Origin of the sequence: Amycolatopsis suaedae (assembly GCF_004214935.1) — a bacterium.
Classification (GTDB): Bacteria; Actinomycetota; Actinomycetes; order Mycobacteriales; family Pseudonocardiaceae; genus Amycolatopsis; species Amycolatopsis suaedae.
The window spans coordinates 406,560-428,463 of sequence record NZ_SFCC01000003.1 but is presented as its reverse complement, the minus strand read 5'-3'; the positions used below and the strand labels follow the sequence as shown (position 1 = coordinate 428,463).

The following is a 21,904-nucleotide window of genomic DNA, read 5'->3' as shown; positions in this document are numbered from 1 at the left end:
CGTTCGGGGTGGGCCGGCCGGTCCGGTCGGGGCGGCCGTTCCGTCCGCGGGCGGGCGACGTCCGGTTCTCCCGACCGGCCCGCTCCGCCCGGCGGTCACCGGGCGCGAGGGTGGGCTCTGTCATGGATCGCCTTCAGCCGCTCGACCGTCACGTGAGTGTAGAGCTGCGTGGTGGCAAGCGTAGCGTGACCAAGCAGTTCCTGAACGCTGCGAAGGTCCGCCCCGCCCTCCAGCAGATGGGTGGCCGCGCTGTGCCGCAGACCGTGCGGTCCGAGGTCCGCCGCGCCGGGTACCGAGCCCACCGCGTCGTGCACGACCCGGCGCACCGTCCGCGGGTCGAGCCTGCCGCCGCGCACGCCGAGGAACAGCGCGTCCGCGGCCGCCGGGCCGGCCAGCGCGGGACGTCCGGCGTCCAGCCACGCCCGGACCGCCTCGGCAGCCGGCGTCCCGAACGGCACCATGCGCTCCTTGGCCCCCTTGCCGAGGACACGCACGACGCGCCTGCCGAACTCGACGTCGCCGGTGTCGAGCCCGCACAGCTCCGAGACCCGCACCCCGGTCGCGTACAGCAGCTCCAGCACGGCCCGGTCGCGGAGCGCGACCGCGTCCTGCTCGGCCGCCCCCGCGGCGGCGGCCCGCATCATGTCGTCGGCCTGGTCCGGGCGCAGCACGGCGGGCAGCACCCGATGCGGCCGGGGCGCCACCAGACGCGCACCGGGATCGGCCGCCAGCCTGCCGGTCCGGTGTGCCCACGCGGTGAACGTCCGTGCCGACGCCGCCCGCCGGGACAGCGTCGTGCGGCTGACGCCGTCCGCGTGCTGCGCGGCCAGCCACGCCCGCAGCTCGGCGACGTCGAGCCCGTCCAGGGCGGCGTCCGGCACCTCGTCGGGGGCCGTCTCCAGGTCCACCCCGCGCAGGAACGCCAGCAGCGACACCACGTCGCCCAGGTACGCGCGCACGGTGTGCGCGGACAGGCCTCGTTCGAGCGCCAGATGACGTTCGTAGTCATCGAGCACGGCACCGGCCGAGGGCGGGAGCGCGGCCCGCAACCGCTTCAGGTCCGGCCGGCGCGGACCGGAACGGCGCGAGGACCGCGACGACGCTGACGGCATGCTGTCGACGCTGCGGCAAGTTGCACCCAGGGTCAAGCACCGTCGCCGCGCGAGTCAGTGTTCGTCGTCGACCGCCCCCTTCCTGCCCCGCCGCCAGCCGGCCTCGCACCGGACACTGAGGCCGTCCAGTTCCAGGGCGGGCAGCACGGCCCGGACCCGGGCGATCGGCACCCCCGAGTCGACGGCGACACGTTCCGCCGAATACCCACCCCGCGCCGGGAGCGCCTCGTGCACACGCAGGGCTTCGGGGCCGAGGCTGTCGGTCAGCCGGCGAGGACGCGGCCTGCCCGGATGCGCCTCGCCGAACCGGCCGACGGTCTCCAGCACGTCGGCCGTCGACGCGACCAGGGTCGCGGCGGCGGATCTGATCAGCTCGTGACAGCCGACCGACGTCGCGGCGTCGACCGGACCCGGTACCGCCATCACCACCTTGCCGAGGGCACCCGCCGTCGCGGCGGTGTTGCGGGACCCGCTGCGTGCCCCGGCCTCGACGACGACCGTGCCGTCGCTCAACGCGGCGATGAGCCGGTTGCGGACCAGGAACCGGTGGCGAGCCGGTGGCACACCGGGGGCGTACTCCGACACCACCGCACCCAGTCCGGCGACCCGGTCGAGCAGCTCGCCGTGACCTGCCGGGTAGGCCGTGTCGATCCCGCAGGCCAGCACGGCCACCGTCGGGCCACCGCCGGCGAGAGCGCCACGGTGAGCGGCGGCGTCGATGCCGTGTGCGGCCCCGGACACCACCGGGATCCCTTGCGTCACCAGTGCCCTGGCCAGCTCGGTCGCGGTGTGCCTGCCGTATCCGCTGCAGGCCCGGGCACCCACGACCGCGACGCCGGGCTGGACGGCGTCGGCCAGCGGCGGCGAGCCACGCACCCACAACCCCAGTGGCGGCGCCAGGGCCTTCACTCCCCTGCGCACGGCCTGCCACATGGACAGCAGCGGCCACGCGGGCCACTCGTCGTCCTCGGGCACCACGAGCCGCGCCCCGGACCGGGCTGCCAGCTCCAGGTCCTGCGCGGCCTGGTCGAGGTGGGCCCGTGCCTCGGTCTCGGCGCGGGCCGCCGGCGGGCACTTCCCGTCGCGGACCAGTGCCGCGGCCTGGACGGGACCGCGATTCTCGACCAGCTCGCCCACGGCGACGGCCGGTGGCTCCGCCACCCGCATCAGGTAGGCCCGCGCCAGCCGGACCTCGTCGGCTGCCGCGGTCATGCCGCTCTCCGGTCGCGGAACTCCATGGCGGCGGCCAGGTGATCGGCGTCGGGCTCGTCCGCGCCGGCGAGGTCGCACAGGGTCCAGGCGATCCGCAGGCACCGGTCGGCGCCGCGGGCCGTGACCACCCCGCGGTCCAGTGCGCGGTCCAGCAGCACGGTGACGTCCCGCGGGAGCGCGAACTCCTTGCGCAGCACCGGCCCCGGTACTTCCGAGTTCGTCCGCCACCCGTGTTCGGACCACCGCGCGGCCGCCCGGTCACGTGCCCGGCCGACCCGCTCCCGCACGACGGCGGAGGGTTCCGGGTCGCCGACCTCGTGCGCGTGCATCGCGGTGACCGGCCGCATCCGCACCCGCAGGTCGACGCGGTCGAGCAACGGACCGGACAGCCGTCCCAGGTACCGGCGGCGCTCGGTGGGTGAGCACGAACAGTCCGTGTCCCTCGGTGGTGCGCAGGCGCACGGGTTCGTGGCGAGGACGAGCTGGAAGCGCGCCGGGTAGCTGACGACCCCCTTCTGCCTTGCCAGCCGGATCTCGCCCTCCTCCAACGCGGTACGCAGTGACTCCAGTCGCTGGGGCCCGAACTCGCAGGCCTCGTCGAGGAACAGCACACCGCGGTGCGCCTTGCTGATCATCCCCGGCTGCGCGAGACCGCTGCCGCCGCCGATCAACGCCGCGATCGACACGGAGTGGTGCGGCGCCACGAACGGCGGCACCCGCACCAGCGGCGCCGCGCGGGACAGCTCGCCGTTGACCGAGTGCACCGCGGTCACCTGCAACGACTCCTCCGCCGACAACGGCGGCAACAGCCCCGGCAGGCGCCGGGCGAGCATCGACTTGCCCACGCCGGGCGGGCCGACCAGCAACAGGTGGTGCCCACCCGCCGCGGCGACCTCGACAGCCCACCTGGCCTCCGGCTGCCCCAGCACGTCGGCGAGGTCGGGGACCCGCTCCGGCGGGGCTTCGGCGGTCGACTCCGGCTCGGCGAGGGTTCCGGTGCCGCACAGCCAGTCGACGACGTCGGCCAGCCGTTCCGCGCCCAGTGCCTCCATTCCGTCGGCCAGCGCCGCTTCGAACAGGCTCTCGACGGGGACGACGGCCCGGCTCATCCCGGACCTCCGCGCCACCAGCAGGGCAGGCAGGACGCCCCGCACCGGCCTGATCCGGCCGTCGAGAGCGAGTTCACCGAGCAGGACGGTGCCACGCAGCTTCGTCACCGGCACGATGCCGCAGGCAGCCAGCACGGCCACGGCGATACCCAGGTCGTAGCCGGAACCGATCTTCGGCAGGTTCGCCGGGGACAGCCCCAGCGTGACGTGCTGCTCGGGCCACTTCTGACCGCTGTTGCGGACGGCGGCCTTCACCCGTTCCTTCGACTCCCGCAGCCCCGGATCCGGCAGCCCGACGAGCTTCACGCCGGGCAGCCCGGCACCGATGTCCGCCTCGACCTCGACGAGCCTGCCGTCGATGCCGAGCAGTGCCACCGACCAGGTGCGTGCCAGGGGCATCTAGAACGCCCCCTCGATATGACGCAGCTCCGGGCGGCCGTCCTCGGGCAGGGTCACGGCGATGACGTCGAACCTGACCCGGCACCACTGCACCCGCCGCGCGCACAGCCAGCGGTTGGCCAGCCTGCGGATCCTGGCCGCCTTGGCCGCGGTCACCGACTCCTCGCCGTCTCCGCAGGCCGCACCGCTGCGGGTCTTCACCTCGCAGACGACCAGCATCCTGCCGTCGGTCGCCAGCAGGTCCAGCTCGCCCTCACGGCAGCGCCAGTTGGCCTCCAGGACGGTCAGCCCGGCTCGTTTCAGGTGCGCGGCGGCGAGGCGCTCGCCCCGCCGCCCCAGCGACCGGCGCGAGTCGCCCGGCTCCGTGGCCGTGCCTGTCGCGGCCATCCCCCACCCCCTGATGTCGAGACGGCAAGTGCCGTCGTGACATCGACGCTGCCACCGGGGTTGAGCGGGGTGCCAGAGGGAATCGGCGCGCCTGTGGACAGGTGGGGGGCTGTGGACAACCGGCCGTCAGCCGGAGAACGGACCGTCCTCGGGTAGCCGCAACTCCGGCTTGTCGAGTTCCTCGACGTTGACGTCCTTGAACGTGATCACCCTGACGTGCTTGACGAAACGAGCGGGCCGGTACATGTCCCACACCCAGGCGTCGGACATCCGCACCTCGAAGTAGACCTCGCCGCCACCGTCACGTACCTGCACGTCGACCGCGTTGGCCAGGTAGAACCGCCGCTCGGTCTCGACCACATAGGCGAACTGACCGACGATGTCGCGGTACTCCCGGTACAGCGACAGCTCCATCTCGGTCTCGTACTTCTCGAGATCCTCGGCGCTCATGGATTCGGGGCCCCTCCCTGCGGGTTCACATGCCAGTCGGCGGCGAAGAGACCATTCTGGCCCACGTCGTCCCCGGCAGCACGCACCGGCACGCTCATCGCCTGCAGCGCGGCCACGGTCAGCCGGACGGGATGCGGCGCTCGCATCGAGTGAGCCTGCGCCGCCATCGCCACATTCGTGTACGACCACCGGTGTTCCGCACACGGACCGTGCTCGGCCAGTGCCGCGCCGTGCTCGCCGGTGGTGTAGCCCTTGTGCACGTCGAAGCCGTACTGGGGGTGGTCGGCGTGCAGCTTCTCCATGATCCGGTCCCTGGTCACCTTCGCCAGCACCGAAGCGGCAGCCACGCACGCGACCGCCTGGTCCCCCTTGAGCACCGCCAGCGTCGGCGCGGGCATCCCGGGCACCCGGAAACCGTCGGTGAGCACGTATCCCGGCCGTACCGAGAGCCCGGCGACGGCCCGCCGCATGCCCTCCAGGTTGGTCACGTGGATGCCGAGGGCGTCGACCTCCTGGGTGGAGATCACGATCACCGAGTAGTCGACCGCCCTGGCCAGCACCCGGTCGTAGACCCGGTCACGGGCCGCGGGAGTGAGCAGCTTCGAGTCGGTCAGTTCGGACAGCCTGGCGGCGTCCCCGGGGCGCAGCACGCACGCGGCCACGACCAGCGGCCCCGCGCAGGCACCCCGGCCGGCCTCGTCCACTCCGACGACGGGACCGAGACCACGCCGGTCCAGCGCCGAGAGCAGACCCCACGGCAGCTCGCCGCGGACGACCGCCCTTGGCGGCTTCAGTACGGACGAAACCGACGGCATCGCGCTCAGCGCTCCCGCTTCGCCGCCACCCCACGCAGGCCGGAGCCCACCTTGCGGCCCAGCCACAGCGTCGGCCACGCGGCGGCGATCCCGACGCCGAGCGGAAGGCCGTTCTGCCACGCGGGCGCGCCCAGCGCGACCGGTGTGGCCGTCGCCTGCGGGTCGTGGTCGCTCACACCGCCCCAGCGGCCCGGAGGCAGCACGATGATCCGCGCCTTGCCGATGATGTTGTCCACCGGGACGGCGCCACGGGGACCACCACCGCCCTGCTCACGCGAGTCCGACGACTGGGTGCGGTTGTCGCCCATCACCCAGACGGTGCCGTCGGGCACCTTCACCGGGTCGAACGGCTGCTGCTCCGGCGGCACGCCCTCCGGGTAGTGGATGTAGGGCTCGTCCAGCGCCTTGCCGTCGACGATCACGCGGTTCTGCGCGTCGCAGCACTGCACGGTCTGGCCGCCGGTGGCGATGATGCGCTTGACGAAGTCACGCTCGTCCGGCGGTGCCATGCCGATCACCGAGCCGATCGTCTGGAAGAAACCGGCGATGGGGTTGCTCGGCTCCGAGGGCGGAGCGTCGTTCTCCGTCCACGGGTCCGGCCCCTTGAACACGACCACGTCACCCGGCGTGGGATCGGTGAAGTCGTAGGTGATCTTGTCGACGAGGATGCGGTCGCCCCAGCAGTCCGAGCAGCCGTGGAGCGTCGTCTCCATCGACCCGGAAGGGATCATGTAGATCCGGAAGAAGAAATGCTGGATGACGAAGGTCAGGGCGAAGGCGATCACCAGCAGAATGGGCAGTTCGACCCAGAAGGATCGCTTCTTCTTCGACTTGCCCTTGCGGTGAGCACCGCCTTTGCCCGACTCCTCCGATCTGGGCTGTTCTTCCCGGTCCGGATCGTCTTCGGCAGCGTTGGAAGGCACAGGTTCGACCACAGCGCCAGGTTACGTTAACCCGGTGACCGCTCAGGAAGCAGTCGGCGTCTCGCGGCGCTCCTTGATCTTCGCGGCCTTGCCGCGGAGGTCGCGCAGGTAGTACAGCTTGGCGCGACGCACGTCACCGCGCTTGTGCACCTCGATCTTGGCGATGTTCGGCGTGTGCACCGGGAAGGTGCGCTCGACGCCGACACCGAAGGAGACCTTGCGAACGGTGAAGGTCTCGCGGATGCCGCCGCCGCTGCGCCGGATGACCACGCCCTGGAAGACCTGCAGCCGCTCGCGGTTGCCCTCGATAACGCGGACGTGCACCTTCAGCGTGTCGCCCGGGCGGAATTCCGGAATGTCGGAACGCAGCGACTGAGCGTCCAGGGCGTCCAGGGTGTTCATCGGTGGTCCGTCCTCATCGTGTGTCTGGCGTGTCTAGGCTCCGGGCACACGGCAGCTGAACTGCGGCCGGCCCAGGAGTGGCGGCGCGTGGAATCCGACGCGCCAACCGGTCAAGTATTACAGATCAGTTCCCCGCGTCGGCATCGGGGGACCTCAGCCGCCGCAGCAGGGCCAGGTCGTGCTTGTCCAGGCTGCCTTCCGGCAGCCGGTCCAGCAGGTCCGGCCTGCGCCGGACGGTGCGTTCCAGCGCCTGGTCCCGCCGCCAGCGGTCGATCAACGCGTGGTTGCCCGACCGCAGCACCTCGGGGACCGGCAGGTCCCGCCACACCTCCGGCCGGGTGTAGCTGGGACCCTCCAGCAGACCGTCGGAGAAGGAGTCCTGCTCGGCGGACACCGGGTTGCCGAGCACCCCGGGCAGCAGCCGGACCACCGCCTCCACGATGACCAGCACCGCGGCCTCGCCACCGACCAGCACGTAGTCGCCGATCGACACCTCGTCGACCGGCATGCGGCGCGCCGCGTCGTCGATCACGCGCTGGTCGATGCCTTCGTACCGGCCGCAGGCGAACACCAGGTGCCGCTCGGCGGCGTAGGCGTGCGCCAGTTCCTGGGTGAACGGCCTGCCGGCCGGCGTCGGCACGACCAGCCGGGTGCCCGCACCGCAGACCTGGTCGAGTGCGTCGCCCCACACCTGGGGCTTCATGACCATGCCGGGACCGCCACCGTAGGGGGCGTCGTCGACGGCGCGGTGGACGTCGTGCGTCCAGTCCCGCAGGTCGTGCACGCCGACCTCGATCAGCCCGCGGTCGATGGCCCGTCCGAGCAACGCGGCACGCAGCGGGTCGAGGTAGTCGGGGAAGATCGTGACGACGTCGATGCGCATCAGACGTCCAGCAGCCCCTCGGGCGGATCGAGCACGACCCGGCCACCGGCGAGGTCCACCTGCGGGACGATGGCCCGCACGAACGGCACCAGCACCTCGGCGCCGTTCCGGTCGAGCGAGAGCAGTTCGCCGCCCGGGGAGTGCACGACCTCCCGGACGGTGCCGACCTCGGTGCCGTCGGCCAGTTCGGCCCGCAGGCCTTCCAGCTGGTGGTCGTAGAACTCGTCGGGGTCGTCGATGGGAGGCAGCTCACTGGTGTCGCCCAGCAGCAGCGCCCCGCGGAGGGTCTCCGCGACGTCCCTGGTCACGACCTCGTCGAAACGCACCAACAGCCGCCCGCTGTGTTCGCGGGCGGCTGTGACGGTGAGACGGTGGTCGCGGCCGTCCCTGGTGCGCGCGGTGAGTGCCGCGCCGGCGGCGAACCGCTCCTCGGGCAGGTCCGTCCGAAGGTCGACGGACAACTCACCGCGGACACCGTGGGCCTTGGCAACCCGGCCGACGACGACCTCCATCGTGCGTGGGCTCAGCGGTCGGTGTCGACGACGTCGACCCGGACCCCGCGGCCGCCGATGCCGCTCATCACGGTGCGCAGCGCGGTGGCCGTGCGGCCACCGCGGCCGATGACCTTGCCGAGGTCGTCCGGGTGGACGTGGACCTCGAGGGTGCGGCCGCGCCTGGTGGTGAGCAGCTCGACCCGGACGTCGTCCGGGTTGTCGACGATCCCGCGCACGAGGTGCTCGAGTGAGTCAGCCAGGAAGCTCACGCGTCGGCCTTCTCGCCGCCGTCCTCGGTCTTCGCCTCGGCCTTCTCGGACTTCTCAGCCTTCTCGGACTTCTTGCCGCCCTTCTTCTTGGGCGTGGTGGCCTCGGTGCCCGGCTCCTCGCCAGCGGCGGCCAGCGCGGCGTTGAACAGGTCCTGCTTGGACGGCTTGGGCTCGGCCACCTTCAGGGTGCCCTCGGCACCGGGCAGGCCCTTGAACTTCTGCCAGTCACCGGTGATCTCGAGGATGCGCTGCACCGGCTCGGTCGGCTGCGCGCCGACCTTCAGCCAGTGCTGGGCGCGGTCGGAGTCGACCTCGATGTAGCTCGGGTCCTCCTTGGGGTGGTACTTGCCGATCGTCTCGATGGCCTTGCCATCCCGGCGGGTGCGCGCGTCGGCGACGATGATGCGGTAGTACGGCGCACGGATCTTGCCGAGGCGCTGCAGCTTGATCTTGACGGCCACGGGTGTGGGTACTCCTGTCGTTGCTCTCGAAGGTCGGCCGCGCGATCCGAGTGGGGAACGAATGCGACGCCCGGAGTTCAGCTTTGGGTGCACTCGGCACGGTGAGAGGGTCCGGGCCGGTGCAGGCAAGCGACCATTCTGCCAGACGGCCTCCGCGGCTCAGAAACTGACCACGCCTAGTGCCGTGAGCAGGATGGCCAGGGCAGGCAGGAAGTTGTTCATCTGGTGGGCGATGATGCTGCTGAGCAGGCGCCCGGTGTACAACCTGGCCAGGCCGATCGGCACCGAGATGACCAGCAGCAACGTCGTCCGCAGCGGCTCGAGGTGACTGGCGGCGAAGACCCCGGTCGACAGCAGGAAGGCCGCCAGCCGTCCCCACTTCTCCTGCCCCCAGTGCAGCCGCTCGACCGCACCCCAGAGCAGGCCGCGGTAGATGATCTCCTCGCAGATCGGGCCGAGCAGCCACAGGTAGAGGAACATGGTGACGGCCGCGGTCACCGACATGGGCTGGTCCTTGACCAGGGCGCTGATGGCGGAGTCGGCCCGGTCCTCCCCGACGGCCTGGGTCCACACGAAGGCACCGACCGACGTGCAGATCAGGCCGAGCACGCCGAACCGCAGGCCGGTCTGCACGTCCTCCCACCGCCAGGACAACCGCAGGTCGAGCCACGGCCCGTTGCCTCGCACGACCGTGAACAGCACCGCGACGACGGCGGCGATCATCGTCGGCGCGATGGTGCCGATCAGCACGTAGTGGACCGGCAGCGGCTGCCCGAGTGGTTTGGGGCCGAGCAGGGCCGGGACGAACGCGGCCGTGGCCAGAAGGGTGGCCTCGACGACGAGGAAGGCGCCGAGGCCCCAGCGATGTGGAGCGGGGCCGACCTCGGCGAAGCCGGACCGCGGGTCGGGGTCCGGCACCGCGTCGGCGTTCGCTGCGCTCAACCGGGCCTCCGGCGGTGAGGTACAAATCGGGCGCGTCAAGGCTAGCTGCCCCGCCGATCACTGGGCGAACCCGACCTGTATCACCAGGTGACCGGGATGGCCTCCGGGGATCGCAGGGTGAGGAACATGGTCCGCCAGGCGATCTCCTCGTACGGCACCGCGAGCCGCAGGCCACCCGGCTCGGCCAGCGCCAGCAGGCCCTCCTGCAGCTGCACCCGCGCCAGTGCGGCGCCGAGGCAATGGTGTGGTCCGTGGCCGAACGTCACATGCGAGCGGGCATCGGCGTCCCGGTTGGCCGCTCGCAACGGCGCCACGACGAACTCGCCCGCGCGCACCAGCACGCCGCCCATCTCGACGTCCTCCAGCGCCACCCTGCTCTGGTCGGTCGCGCTGCTCTGGTCCGCCTTGAGCAGCTCCTCCACCAGGTCCGCCACGGTGTCTCGGCGGACCTCGGCCAGTCCGGTGCCGGTCCGCAGGAGCTGGAGCACGGCGAGGGCGAGCGCGTTGGCCGGTGGGACGTAACCGGCCAGGACGATCGAGAACGCGAGGTTGAACAGTTCCTGCTCGGTGAGCCGGCCGTGCTCGGCGTCGGTGGCGTCGATCAGGGCGCTCAGCAGGTCCTCACCCGGCTCCGCCCGCTTGGCCGCGATCAGGCCGCCGATGTGCTGGCTGAGCTGCGTTCCGGCCTCGGCCATCGCGTTCGGGTCGGCGGCGGTGAAGACGCCGAGCATGTCGTCGACGAGGTCGGCGAACACCTGCCGTTCGGCGGCCGGGAAGCCCAGCAGATCGGCCAGCACACCGCGCGCGAACGGGACGGCGAAGTCCGCCAGGACGTCGAACGGCCCGTTCGCGGCCAGAAGCTTGCCAACCAGGTCACGGCCGAGTTCACTGACCTGTGGTCGCAGGTGCTCGATCCGCCGCGGAGTGAGCGCGGCACCGGCGATCCGCCGGACCCGGGCGTGCTCGGCTCCGGCCATCGTGAAGAGAAAGCCGGACATCGCACCGTCCCCGGATCCGGGCGGTGGCATTCCCGGAGTCCACGGCAGGAACCGGGAATCCGTGAGCAGAGCGCGGATGTCGGAGTTGCGGGTGAGCAGCCAGGCATCCTCCCCAGTGAGCAGACGAACCCTGCTGATCGGCTCCTCGGCCTGCAGGCGCGCCAGTTCCGGTGGAAAGTCCATCGGATCGGCCGCCTGGAACGGGTAGCTGGTCATCGGGATTCCTTCCTGTCGACGTCGCCGGAGTGGCCGCCGGCGCGTTCGGCCAACGTGAACAGAGGCTTCGGGCTGGAGCTGTCGGAGCCGGCCGTGTCGGCACCGAGCGCGCGCTCGGTGAGCACCCGGTACAGCTCGGCCGCCGCCGAGGTCAGCCGCTGGGCGGTGCCGGCCACGTCGTCCTCGGCGGAGCCGGTCTCGAGCAGCGCCCTGGCGATGACCTGCTCGGCACCGCGGCTCTGCCGCTGGGCGACGGCCTCGTACACCGCGTCGATGGGGCGTACGAGCGTGCGGCGTCGGTCGGCGGGGTCCTGGCGGGCGGTGAGCCAGCCGAGGTCTCGCATCCGCGCGACCGAGGTCGACACGTGGCTCTGCGCGAAGCCGGTGCGGGCAGCCAGCTCGCCGATGGTCATCCCGTCGGTCTCCACGAGGACGGCGGTGACCACCTGGTCGATCTCGGGCACTCGGGGATCGGCGTCGTCCACCATGCCGCGCCTGGCCAGGTCCATCAGGTGCTTACCGAGGAGGTAGAGATCGCTGGCCTTCACATCAGAAACGATACATCAGAAACGATGGAATTATGATGACAGGAGGATGCGTCATGTGAGCCGATGACTGAACTCAGCCGATAACGGTGCCGCGCAGCACGACGTGCCGCGGGTGGCGTAGAACCGCGAGGTCGTCTCGCGGGTCGGTGTCGTAAACGACGAGGTCGGCGGGCGCGCCGTCGGCGATGCCGGGGTGCCCGAGCCAGTCCCGGGCCGCCCAGGACGCCGCGGCGAGTGCCTGCTCCGCGGGCATACCAGCCCGGTGCAGTGCGACGACCTCGTCGGCCAGGCGGCCGTGCTCGACCATGCCGCCGCCGTCGGTGCCCGCGTAGACCGCGACACCGGCCTCGATGGCCGTCGACACCATCGACGTCACCCCCGCATGCAACGCACGCATGTGCGCGGCGTACGCCGGGTAGCGGCCCGCACGGTCGGCGATGCCGGGGAAGTTGTCGATGTTGATCAGCGTCGGCACGAGTGCGATACCGCGCCGGGCCATCTCGTCGAGCTGATCGGCCGACAGCCCGGTGCCGTGCTCGAGGCAGTCGACGCCCGCCGCCAGCAGGCCGGGCATCGCGTCCTCGCCGAACACGTGCGCGGTGACCTTCGCACCGGCGGCGTGGGCCACCCGCACGGCCTCGGCCAGGATGTCGTCCGGCCACAGCGGCCGGAGGTCACCCTCGGCACGGTCGATCCAGTCGGCGACGAGCTTGACCCAGCCGTCGCCGTCGGCGGCCTGCTCGGCGACGGCCTCCGGCAGCAGCTCCGGGGCGTCGAGTTCGATGCCGAGCCCGGGGACGTACCGCTTGGGCAGGGCGAGCTGCCTGCCGCAGCGGATGATCCGCGGCAGGTCGGCACGCTGCTGCAGGGGGCGGATGTCGATCGGCACGCCGCAGTCGCGGATCAGCAGCGTGCCGACGTCCCGGTCGACGGCGGCCTGGTCCGCCGCCTCCGCCAGGGTGGTCGGCCCCTGCGTGCCGATGCCCGGATGGCAGTGGGCGTCGACCAGGCCGGGTACGAAGAACCCACCGTCGATCACCGTGTGCGCGCCGGGGACCGGTTCGGACCGGAAGACCCCGTCGCTGACCCACAGGTCACGGTGCTCGCCGTCAGGCAGGACGACACCCCGCAGGTGCAGGCTCATTTGTTGTTCTTGGGCAGCTTCAGCTTCGACGGGTCGAAGCCCGGGGGCAGGTCGTTCAGGCCGCCGCCGAGCTGGGACAGGTCCGGCATGCCGCCGGGGGCACCGGGAAAGCCACCGGGCGGGAGCATCGGCATCCCGCCGCGGGCCTTCGACGGCGTGGGCCCGCGCCCCTTGGCCTTCTTGCCCTTCTTGCCCTTGCGGTTGTTCTTCCTGCCGCCGCCGGGGCCCATGCCGAACCGGCCCATCATCTGCTGCATGGTCTTCTTGGCCTGGAAGAACCGGTCGACCAGGTCGTTGACCTCGCGCACCGCGACACCCGACCCCTTGGCGATCCGCTGACGGCGGGACGAGTTGATGATCTTCGGGTTCTCCCGCTCGGCGGGGGTCATGCCGCGGATGATGGCCTGGACCCGGTCCAGCTGCTTGTCGTCGACCTGCGCGAGCTGGTCCTTCATCTGACCGGCACCGGGCAGCATGCCGAGCAGGTTGCCGATCGGGCCCATCTTGCGCACGGCGAGCATCTGCTCGAGGAAGTCCTCCAGCGTCAGCTCCCCCGCGCCGAGCTTGGCGGCGGCTTCCTCGGCCTTCTCCTGGTCGAACGCCTTCTCGGCCTGCTCGATCAGGGTGAGCATGTCGCCCATGCCGAGGATCCGGCTGGCCATCCGGTCCGGGTGGAAGGTGTCGAAGTCCTCGAGCTTCTCGCCGTTGGACGCGAACAGGATCGGCTGGCCGGTGACCTCGCGGACGGACAGTGCCGCACCACCGCGAGCGTCACCGTCGAGCTTGGTCAGCACAACGCCGGTGAAGCCGACGCCGTCGCGGAACGCCTCGGCGGTGGTCACCGCGTCCTGACCGATCATGGCGTCGACGACGAACAGCGTCTCGTCCGGCCGCACCGCGTCGCGGATGTCGGCGGCCTGGCGCATGAGCTCCTCGTCGACACCCAGCCGGCCCGCGGTGTCGACCACGACGATGTCGTGCTGCGCCCGCTTGGCCTCCTCGATGCCGCGGCGCGCCACGTCCACCGGGTCGCCGACGCCGTTGCCCGGCTCCGGCGCGAACGTCGTGACGCCAGCCCGCTCACCGACCACCTGCAGCTGGGTCACCGCGTTGGGCCGCTGCAGGTCGCACGCCACCAGCAGCGGCGCGTGGCCCTGCTTCTTCAGCCACAGGGCGAGCTTGCCCGCGAGCGTGGTCTTACCGGCACCCTGCAGACCGGCCAGCATGATGACCGACGGCGGGTTCTTCGCCAGGTTCAGGCGGCGGGTCTCGCCACCGAGGATGGCGATGAGCTCCTCGTTGACGATCTTGATGACCTGCTGCGCCGGGTTGAGGGCCTCGGAGACCTCCGCGCCCTTCGCGCGCTCCTTCACCTGGGCGATGAAGGCGCGGACCACCGGCAGCGCGACGTCCGCCTCCAGCAGCGCGATCCGGATCTCGCGTGCCGTCGAGTCGATGTCGGCGTCGGACAGCTTCCCCTTGCCACGCAGGTTCTGCAGGACCGAGGTGAGCCGATCGGAGAGGGTGTCGAACACGGGTGTGCGCTCCCAGCGGGTTGTGGTCGTCCGGTACGGGTGGAGAACACCCGCACTCCCTCCGAGGGTAGCCGCTGCCGCACACCGCATGGCCGCGACCAGGGCCCGGCCGGTTCACTCCCTCTGACGAACCGGCCGAGCACTCGCCACCTCGAGCCTCGCCCAACCCCCAGTACCAGGCGATTCCCGAACTCTGCGGCCCGCCCCCGAACCGCGTGGGCGCAGGCCGTGTTTCACAAGTCAAGGTCGCGGTCTTCGCGCCCAGGCGGCCCCTGGACGGCACGGGCGGATGCGCCCGAGTACGGCCCAGTACGAGGGCGATCCGCCCGCACCGCCAGGAACCACCTGGATCACGAAGCCCATCGACCAGACCTGTGAAACACGGCCTTAGCCTGCCGGGCGCCTGAAGATCACAGAAGCGTGAAGTCCCCCAGGTATACCTGGGTACTTCTACTCATCCCGACGGGTTTGCCGTGGCCGCGCCGGCGCGGCCACGGCAAACCCTGCACCCCGACTCACCTCAGGAGCCGGCCTCCACCGCGGCGCCCGCCCGCCTCGCCGCCCTGGTCGCGGCGGCCTTCGCCGCCGCGGCCTTGCGGGCCGCCGTCTTCGCCCGGCGCACCGCGGACCGTCGCTCGCGCTCGGCGACGGTGGTCCGCATCGCCGCCAGCAGATCGCTCACCGCGGCGTCCTGCGCGGACGCGGCGGGCTGCAGCACGTCGTCGCCCTCGACCTTCTTCTTCACCAGCTTCGCCACGGCCCTGCGGTAGCCGTCGGTGTAGTCCGACGGCCGGAACGGGCCGGAAAGCTCCTCGACCAGCTCGGTCGCGGCACGCAGGTCGTCGTCGGAGAGCTCGACGTCCTCGTGCCGGAACGGGAAGTCCGGCTCACGCAGTTCGTCGCGCCAGTACATCGTCTCCAGCAGCAGCACCTGGTCGCGCACCCGCAACAGCGCCAGCGTCTCGCGCTGCCGCAGCACCACCTTCACCACGGCCACCCGCTGGGCGCGCTGCAGCGCCTCGGACAGCAGCAGGTACGCCTTCAGCCCGGCGACGTCCGGCTCCAGGTGGTAGGCACGCGACAGCCAGATCGGGTCGATCTCCTCCGCCCGGACGAACGTGCACACCCGGATCGACCCGGCGGCGGGCAGCGGCAACCGGGCCAGATCCTCCTCGCCGAGCACCACGACGTCGCCGCCCGCCGTCGGAACCCCCTTGCCGACCTCCTCCCACGGCACCTCGGCGCCGTCCAGCTCACACACGCGCTTGTAGCGGATGCGCCCACCGTCGGCCAGGTGTAGCTGATGCAGGCCCGAGTCCCGCTCCGCAGTCGCGCTGTACGCCTTCACCGGGATCGCGTAGCCGCCGAACCCGATCGTGCCCTTCCACACCGCTCGCATTCCGCAAGTCTACCCGATTTCGAACAGATGTTCGATACCTACAACCGGGTGTCCTCGTCCGCCATCCGTAGCAGTGTGGTGGCCAGCGGGCCGGCCTCGTCGAGGGCCTCGGCGGCGTAACCGACCGCTCCGGCAGCGGCCGCCAGGATCTCGGCCAGCGCGCTCACCTCGGGATTCGTGCCCAGCGGGTGCTGCCGCAGCCGCTCGGCCATGTCGCCGATCGCCGCGGTCAGGTCGTGCTGGGCCGAGGACAGCCGGTCGATGGCGGCGGCCAGTTCACCCGCGGTTCCGGCGGGTCCCCTGGCGAGTTCGGCGGCACACGACGCCAGGTGCCCCGCGACCACCGTGGGCGGCAGCAACGGCTCGTCGTCACGCATGCGGTCACCGCCTCCCGGTCCGCCGAGATCACCCGCCGGTCATCCTCCCACCACGCACGCCCGGCGGCCCGCCGACACCCCGGACCGGGTCACCCGGCCACGGCCAGTACCGCCTGCTCCACCCGGCTCCGCCAGGCCTGGTCGGGCGGCCCCTGCCGGGGGCCGATGGCGAACGAGTCGACGACGGCAGCGCCGAGGGTGGCGACCCTGGCCCAGCGCACCTCTGCCTCGCACCGGCGCAGCGCGCCGGCCACCCGGTACAGCAGTCCGATCCGGTCGGCCGTGCGCAACTCCAGCACGACGGTCCCGCTACCGGACGTCTCGTCGTCGAACCACAGCACCCGCGGCGGGCCCGCCGGGCCCGGCTCCGGACGCTGGTAGTCACGCTCCTTCACGGCCAGCTTCTGCGTCAGTGGCAGCGTGCCGGCCAGCGCGCGGGCGAAGTGCTCCCGCAGCAGCGCGATGTCGGGCAGCGAGCCGAACCGTGGTGACGCCGTGAACAGCCCGATCCTGCCGCCGTCACCGCCCCGCAGCGCCGCCGTGTGGACCTCCAGTGAATGCAGGGCCAGCACCCCGGCCGCGGGGGCGAGCAGTTCCCGGCTACCCGGCACGGCCAGCGTCACCGTCGCGACGTTGCCGTTCGCGCCGACCAGGACCTCCACACTGCCCTCTCGCACGGCCTTGCCGAGCAGTTGCCGCTCCCGCTCCCCCAACGGCTCGGGCGCGACGAAACCCTTGCCGGCCATGACTTCCCCGCACCGCGAGACCAGCTCGCCGATCAGGCCGGCCTTCCACTCCGTCCAGACCCCCGGTCCGGTCGCCGTCGCGTCCGCCTCGGCCAGCGCGTGCAGCAGCTCCAGCAGGACCGGGTCGTCGTCCAGTGTCGTCGCCACCCGCTTCACCGTCGCGGGCTCGCTGATGTCGCGCCGGGTCGCCGTGTGCGGCAGCAGCAGGTGATGCCGCACCGCGGCCGACACCGTTGCGGCGTCCACTTCGGACAGACCGATCCGCTCGGCCACCCGCTGCGCGATCGCCGCGCCGAGTTCGGAATGGTCGGCCTCGCGGCCCTTGCCGATGTCGTGCAGCAACGCACTGAGCAGCAACAGGTCCGGCCGCGCGACCGTGGTCGCCAGCCCGGCGGCCACCACGCAGGCCTGCACCAGGTGCCGGTCGACGGTCCAGGTGTGCACCGGTTCCCTCGGCGGCAGGTCACGCACGGCGCCCCACTCGGGAAACAGCCGCGCCCACAGCCCGGTGCGGTCCAGCGCCTCGACGGCGTCGACCAGTCCCTCCCCGGCCCCGAGCAGCTCGGTCAGCGCCTCCCGCGCCGCCGCGGGCCAGGGTGAGCGCAGCTCGGGCGCGGAGTCGGCCAGCGTGCGCAACGTGCCGTGTGCGATCGGCCGCCGAGTCCGTGCCGCGGCGGCGGCGACCCGCAGCAACAGCGCCGGATCCTTCGCCGGGACGGCGTCGCGGGCCAGCGCGACCTCGGCGCCGTGCAACACGACGCCCTCGGCCAGCGGCGTCCTGCTCGGCCTGCGGCCGAACCGGGTCCGCGGCGGTTCCACGGTCGCCCGCAACGCCAGGTCGACGGCGTAGCTGACCGCCCTGCCCGCGCCGGACAGCTTGCGGGCCAGCGCGAACCGGTCACCCAGCTCCAGTTCCGCGGCCACCAGGCCGGCGTCCTCCGGCGTGAGCACGTCGCGGTCGCGGCGCAGTTCCCTGCGCAGCTCGGTGCGCACGTCCAGCAGCAGCCTGCGGGCCTCGCGGATCTCCTCCCCCGGCCGGTCGGTCAGCTGGGCGGCGGCGAACGCGTCGAGTAGACCGAGGTCACGCAGCCCGCCGCGGCCGTGCTTGAGGTCGGGTGCGGCGGACTGGGCGACCTCGCCGCTGCGCTGCCAGCGTGCCCGCGCGGCCTCGGCCAGCTCCGGCAAACGTTTGCGGGCGGTACGCCGCCAGCTGTCCCGTGCCGCCGCGGCCAGCCGGTCGGCCAAGCCGGTGTCGCCTGCCAGGTGGCGGACGTCCAGCAGGCCGACGGCGGTACGCAGGTCCTCGGTGGCCACCCGCAGTGCCTCGGCCGGTGTCCGGACGGCGTGGTCCAGGCCGACCTTGGCGTCCCACAGCGGGTACCAGAGGGCGTCGGCGATCTCGCCGACCCCGGTGTTGCCGTTGTGCACCAGCACCAGGTCGAGGTCGGAGAACGGCACGAGCTCCCGACGGCCGAGGCCGCCGACGGCGACCAGCGCGACACCGGGTTCGGCGGTGTCGACGCCGGCCGCCGCGGCGGCCTTGCCCAACCAGAACTCGTACAGGTCCACCAGCGCCGCGCGCAGAGCGGCGGCTCCCAGCCTGCCGTGGCGGCCCTCCAGCAGCTTTGTCGCCGCTTCGGCGAGCTCACCGGCGATCACGGCTGGGCAGTCCCCCGTCGCGTCACAGCGCGTCCGTGCCGCGCTCGCCGGTGCGCACCCGCACCACCGTCTCGACCGGCGTGACCCAGACCTTGCCGTCACCGATCTTGCCGGTGTGGGCGGCGTCGACGATCGCGCTGATCACCTTGTCCACGTTGGCATCGTCGGTGACGACCTCGACCCGGATCTTGGCGACGAAGTCGACCGCGTACTCCGCGCCCCGGTAGACCTCGGTATGCCCCTTCTGCCTGCCGTAGCCCTGCACCTCGCTGACGGTCATGCCGAGGACACCGAGCTGTTCCAGCGCGGAGCGCACGTCGTCGAGTGTGAACGGCTTGACGATCGCCGTGATGAGCTTCATGCCTTGCTCCCCTCGAGCTTCTTGGCCGTACCGGCCACCCCGCTGCCACTGGACACGGCGCGGCCACCGCGGCCGCCGCCGAACTCGTAGGCGGTCTCCGCGTGCTCACCCTCGTCGATACCGGTGACCTCGGCCTCCTTGTCGACCCGGAAGCCCATGGTGACCTTGATGATCAGACCGATGATGGCGGTGACCACGAACGAGTAGCCGAGCACGGCGAACGCGCCGATCGCCTGGGTGCCGAGCAGGCCCCAGCCGCCGCCGTAGAACAGGCCGTCCTTGCTGCCCTCGTTGACCCCGACGGTGCCGAAGAAGCCGATCAGCAGCGTGCCGACCACGCCACCGACCAGGTGCACCCCGACGACGTCGAGCGAGTCGTCGAAGCCCAGCTTGTACTTCAGGCCGACCGCCAGCGCGCAGACCAGGCCGGCGATGGCGCCGATGGACAGCGCGCCCCAGGTGTCGACGAACGCACAGGCCGGGGTGATGGCGACCAGGCCCGCGACCACACCGGACGCGGCGCCGAGGCTGGTGGCGCGGCCGTCCCGGATGCGCTCGATCAGCAGCCAGCCGAGCAGCGCGGCCGAGGTGGCGGTGAGCGTGTTGACGAACGCGACACCGGCGATGTTGTTGGCCTTCAACGCGGAACCGGCGTTGAAGCCGAACCAGCCGAACCACAGCAGGCCTGCGCCGAGCATGACGAACGGCAGGTTGTGCGGCTTCATCGGCTCCTTGGGCCAGCCGACCCGCTTGCCGATGACCAGCACCAGCGCCAGCGCGGCGGCACCGGCGTTGATGTGCACCGCGGTACCACCAGCGAAGTCCAGTGCACCCAGCTGGTTGGCGATCCAGCCGCCGGTCTTGGTGGTCTCACCGGTGGCCTCGTCGGTGGCGTCGAAGGCGAACACCCAGTGCGCCACCGGGAAGTACACCAGCGTCGCCCAGACACCCGCGAACAGCAGCCACGCGCCGAACCGCACCCGGTCCGCGACCGCACCGGAGATCAGCGCGACCGTGAGGATCGCGAACATCGCCTGGAAGGCGACGAAACCGGTGGTGCTCAACGCCTCCCCGCCCATCAGGCCGGACAGGCCGAGTGCCTCGAACGGGTTTCCGAGCAGCCCGCCACCGACGTCGTCACCGAACGCCGTGGAGTAGCCGAAGATCACCCACAGGACCCCGATCAGGCCGAGCGAGCCGAAGCTCATCATGAGCATGTTGAGCACGCTCTTCGAGCGAACCATGCCGCCGTAGAAGAACGCCAACCCCGGAACCATCAACAGCACCAGGGCGGCGCTGGTGAGCAGCCAGGCCGTATTCCCTTCCACGCTTCCTCCTCGCCGAACGGGTCTCGCAGTTGGAGGCAAAGTGTGGGAACGCGGTGTTGCACGAAGTGACACCGGACGTTTCGACCCTGTGAACCGCGGTGTGGCGCATGTTACGGCCGCGTTTCCTCCCAACGGGTGGGATATGTCCGTTCCCGAAACGCGCCCGAAGCACCGGCCGACGGGCATGGTCGAATGGACCGATGGAGTCCTCCGCGATCGCCGCACTGCGCTGCTCCGTGTGCGCGGCAGGCGTGACCCTGGACGGCCGCACGCTGCGCTGCGCGCGGGGGCACGCCTTCGACCTGGCCAAGCAGGGCTACGTGAACCTGCTGCACGCGCGGGTGCCCGCCGGCACGGCCGACACCACCGAGATGGTCGCGGCCAGGGCCGAGTTCCTCGCCGCGGGTCACTACGCGCCGCTGGCCGACGCGATCGCCGACGCGGTTCCCTCGGGAGACGGCCTGGTCGTGGACGCGGGCGCCGGGACCGGCTACTACCTGGCCGCCGTGCTGGACCGGGCGCCCGGCGCGACCGGGCTGGCGCTGGACGTCTCCGCCGTCGCGCTGCGCCGGGCCGCGAAGGCACATCCGGCGATCACCGCGGCGGTGTGGAACCTGTGGGAGCCGTGGCCGGTCGCCGACGACTCCGCGGCCGTGCTGCTCAACGTGTTCGCCCCGCGTAACGGCGCCGAGTTCGCCAGGGTGCTGCGACCCGGCGGCACGCTGGTGGTGGCCTCCCCCGGTCCGGGGCACCTGGCCGAGCTGGCGGACCTGGGACTGCTCGGCATCGGCGCGGGCAAGGAGCAGCGGCTGGACGAGTCGCTGTCCGAGTGGTTCGTCGCGGCCGACCGTCGCCAGGTGCGGCTCCCGCTCACCCTCGACCCCGGCGCCGTGCGGGCCGTCGTCCGGATGGGCCCGGCCGGGCATCACCTGCATCGCGACGGCCGGGCCGAGCGGCTGGCCGCGGTGTCCTCGGCGGTCGAGGTGACGGCGGAGTTCACGGTGTCGGTGTACACCGCGAAGGAGAAACCGTGACGGAGCTGCCAGCCACCGTGCTGGCCGACCCGGACTGGCTGCGGGCCGATCTGGACACCGCGCGGGCGATGTACGGGCCGGTCGACGAACGCGTGCTCGGCACAGTCCGCTGGTACATGGCGTCGTCGGTGCTGCTCGGCCCGGCGGCGGAGTCGGCCGTCGCCGGACGGCTCACCGACCCGGCACTGGACGCGGTGACGCTGCGCCTGCATCCCGACGGCCGCTACGTCGACGCCGTCGCGGACCGTGCGTTCCCCGGTGATCTCGGCGAGTTCGGCGCCACGCTGGGCGACGCGCTCGCCGCGGTGGTGTCGGCGGTGAGCGTCGCGTGTGGCGCGGGCGAGCCCGCCCTGTGGGCCATCGCCACCGACTCCCTGGCCAACCGGCTGCTCTGGGCTGGTCAGGCCGCCGGTGACGTGGACGGCGCGATCGAACTGGCCGGACGTCTCGCCGCGGCGGTCGGCCACCGCATGCCCGCTCCGCGCTACGTCACGGTGGGCCGCAACCAGCTGGTGCGGCGGGCGTCGTGCTGCCTGCTGTACCGGATTCCCGGCGAGCCCAAGTGCGTCAGCTGCCCCCGGCAGACGCCCGAGCAGCGAGCCGAGCGGCTGCGCCCGTTCGGCTGATCTCCGCCGAACGGGGTAGACACCCGCCGCCGACAGCGAGGATCCCCGCACTTCGGCAGATACCCGATCGGGCGC

General features: G+C 72.0%; 24 protein-coding genes. 2 read left to right on the top strand and 22 right to left on the bottom strand.

Annotated elements, in window-relative coordinates; all coding sequences use genetic code 11:
• Nucleotides 1-95 precede the first annotated feature (95 nt).
• From EWH70_RS07935 to EWH70_RS07830, 22 genes are all read right to left on the bottom strand, one after another.
• The gene (locus EWH70_RS07935; protein ID WP_130474605.1) at nucleotides 96-1,112 is read right to left on the bottom strand and encodes a tyrosine recombinase XerC; all 1,017 of its coding nucleotides are present in this window, start codon (nucleotides 1,110-1,112) and stop codon (nucleotides 96-98) included.
• 54 nt (nucleotides 1,113-1,166) lie between these two features.
• On the bottom strand, nucleotides 1,167-2,324 hold the full coding sequence (gene dprA / locus EWH70_RS07930) for a DNA-processing protein DprA (protein ID WP_130474604.1): 1,158 nt from the start codon (nucleotides 2,322-2,324) through the stop codon (nucleotides 1,167-1,169).
• On the bottom strand, nucleotides 2,321-3,832 hold the full coding sequence (locus tag EWH70_RS07925) for a YifB family Mg chelatase-like AAA ATPase (RefSeq protein WP_130474603.1): 1,512 nt from the start codon (nucleotides 3,830-3,832) through the stop codon (nucleotides 2,321-2,323). The genes dprA and EWH70_RS07925 overlap by 4 nt, the downstream gene beginning before the upstream one ends.
• Nucleotides 3,833-4,219: a YraN family protein gene (locus tag EWH70_RS07920; RefSeq protein WP_130474602.1), complete on the bottom strand. Its 387-nt coding sequence runs from the start codon at nucleotides 4,217-4,219 to the stop codon at nucleotides 3,833-3,835.
• Between the two features lie 126 nt (nucleotides 4,220-4,345).
• The gene (locus EWH70_RS07915; RefSeq protein ID WP_130474601.1) at nucleotides 4,346-4,669 is read right to left on the bottom strand and encodes a DUF2469 domain-containing protein; all 324 of its coding nucleotides are present in this window, start codon (nucleotides 4,667-4,669) and stop codon (nucleotides 4,346-4,348) included.
• Nucleotides 4,666-5,484, bottom strand: a complete 819-nt coding sequence (locus tag EWH70_RS07910; RefSeq protein WP_130474600.1) for a ribonuclease HII — start codon at nucleotides 5,482-5,484, stop codon at nucleotides 4,666-4,668. Before EWH70_RS07910 ends, EWH70_RS07915 begins: the two co-directional genes overlap by 4 nt.
• 5 nt (nucleotides 5,485-5,489) lie before the next feature.
• Nucleotides 5,490-6,419, bottom strand: coding sequence for a signal peptidase I (gene lepB / locus EWH70_RS07905; RefSeq protein ID WP_130474599.1), 930 nt, complete (start codon nucleotides 6,417-6,419; stop codon nucleotides 5,490-5,492).
• A gap of 30 nt (nucleotides 6,420-6,449) precedes the next feature.
• On the bottom strand, nucleotides 6,450-6,809 hold the full coding sequence (gene rplS, locus EWH70_RS07900) for a 50S ribosomal protein L19 (RefSeq protein WP_130474598.1): 360 nt from the start codon (nucleotides 6,807-6,809) through the stop codon (nucleotides 6,450-6,452).
• A gap of 124 nt (nucleotides 6,810-6,933) precedes the next feature.
• Nucleotides 6,934-7,692: a tRNA (guanosine(37)-N1)-methyltransferase TrmD gene (gene trmD, locus EWH70_RS07895; RefSeq protein ID WP_130474597.1), complete on the bottom strand. Its 759-nt coding sequence runs from the start codon at nucleotides 7,690-7,692 to the stop codon at nucleotides 6,934-6,936.
• Complete coding sequence (gene rimM, locus EWH70_RS07890) at nucleotides 7,692-8,204, bottom strand: ribosome maturation factor RimM (RefSeq protein WP_130474596.1); 513 nt, start codon at nucleotides 8,202-8,204, stop codon at nucleotides 7,692-7,694. The genes trmD and rimM overlap by 1 nt, the downstream gene beginning before the upstream one ends.
• Before the next feature lie 11 nt (nucleotides 8,205-8,215).
• A complete protein-coding gene (locus EWH70_RS07885; protein WP_130474595.1) occupies nucleotides 8,216-8,455 on the bottom strand; it encodes an RNA-binding protein in 240 nt (79 codons plus the stop codon).
• Entirely contained in the window at nucleotides 8,452-8,916 is a 465-nt protein-coding gene (gene rpsP / locus EWH70_RS07880) for a 30S ribosomal protein S16 (protein ID WP_130474594.1), read from the bottom strand. The genes EWH70_RS07885 and rpsP overlap by 4 nt, the downstream gene beginning before the upstream one ends.
• Nucleotides 8,917-9,075: 159 nt before the next feature.
• Complete coding sequence (locus EWH70_RS07875) at nucleotides 9,076-9,834, bottom strand: CPBP family intramembrane glutamic endopeptidase (protein ID WP_130474728.1); 759 nt, start codon at nucleotides 9,832-9,834, stop codon at nucleotides 9,076-9,078.
• A gap of 104 nt (nucleotides 9,835-9,938) precedes the next feature.
• Nucleotides 9,939-11,072: a cytochrome P450 family protein gene (locus EWH70_RS07870; protein WP_240686859.1), complete on the bottom strand. Its 1,134-nt coding sequence runs from the start codon at nucleotides 11,070-11,072 to the stop codon at nucleotides 9,939-9,941.
• On the bottom strand, nucleotides 11,069-11,620 hold the full coding sequence (locus tag EWH70_RS07865) for a MarR family winged helix-turn-helix transcriptional regulator (RefSeq protein WP_130474593.1): 552 nt from the start codon (nucleotides 11,618-11,620) through the stop codon (nucleotides 11,069-11,071). Before EWH70_RS07865 ends, EWH70_RS07870 begins: the two co-directional genes overlap by 4 nt.
• A gap of 73 nt (nucleotides 11,621-11,693) precedes the next feature.
• Nucleotides 11,694-12,764 carry an amidohydrolase family protein gene (locus EWH70_RS07860; protein WP_130474592.1) on the bottom strand — a complete coding sequence of 357 codons (1,071 nt, stop codon included), beginning with the start codon at nucleotides 12,762-12,764 and terminating at the stop codon, nucleotides 11,694-11,696.
• Nucleotides 12,761-14,299, bottom strand: a complete 1,539-nt coding sequence (ffh, locus tag EWH70_RS07855; protein WP_130474591.1) for a signal recognition particle protein — start codon at nucleotides 14,297-14,299, stop codon at nucleotides 12,761-12,763. The genes EWH70_RS07860 and ffh overlap by 4 nt, the downstream gene beginning before the upstream one ends.
• Nucleotides 14,300-14,819: 520 nt before the next feature.
• Nucleotides 14,820-15,698, bottom strand: coding sequence for a non-homologous end joining protein Ku (gene ku / locus EWH70_RS07850; protein ID WP_130474590.1), 879 nt, complete (start codon nucleotides 15,696-15,698; stop codon nucleotides 14,820-14,822).
• A gap of 38 nt (nucleotides 15,699-15,736) precedes the next feature.
• A complete protein-coding gene (locus EWH70_RS07845) occupies nucleotides 15,737-16,075 on the bottom strand; it encodes a hypothetical protein (RefSeq protein WP_130474589.1) in 339 nt (112 codons plus the stop codon).
• 89 nt (nucleotides 16,076-16,164) lie between these two features.
• A complete protein-coding gene (locus EWH70_RS07840) occupies nucleotides 16,165-18,480 on the bottom strand; it encodes a [protein-PII] uridylyltransferase (protein ID WP_130474588.1) in 2,316 nt (771 codons plus the stop codon).
• A 22-nt stretch (nucleotides 18,481-18,502) separates the two neighbouring features.
• Nucleotides 18,503-18,841, bottom strand: coding sequence for a P-II family nitrogen regulator (locus EWH70_RS07835; RefSeq protein WP_130474587.1), 339 nt, complete (start codon nucleotides 18,839-18,841; stop codon nucleotides 18,503-18,505).
• Nucleotides 18,838-20,169, bottom strand: coding sequence for an ammonium transporter (locus tag EWH70_RS07830; RefSeq protein ID WP_130474586.1), 1,332 nt, complete (start codon nucleotides 20,167-20,169; stop codon nucleotides 18,838-18,840). Before EWH70_RS07830 ends, EWH70_RS07835 begins: the two co-directional genes overlap by 4 nt.
• A gap of 200 nt (nucleotides 20,170-20,369) precedes the next feature.
• Between EWH70_RS07830 and EWH70_RS07825 the strand changes: the two genes are divergently transcribed.
• Together EWH70_RS07825 and EWH70_RS07820 are read left to right on the top strand one after the other, a co-directional pair.
• A complete protein-coding gene (locus EWH70_RS07825; protein WP_130474585.1) occupies nucleotides 20,370-21,203 on the top strand; it encodes a putative RNA methyltransferase in 834 nt (277 codons plus the stop codon).
• Nucleotides 21,200-21,829: a (2Fe-2S)-binding protein gene (locus tag EWH70_RS07820; RefSeq protein ID WP_240686858.1), complete on the top strand. Its 630-nt coding sequence runs from the start codon at nucleotides 21,200-21,202 to the stop codon at nucleotides 21,827-21,829. Before EWH70_RS07825 ends, EWH70_RS07820 begins: the two co-directional genes overlap by 4 nt.
• The last annotated feature ends 75 nt before the right edge of the window (nucleotides 21,830-21,904 follow it).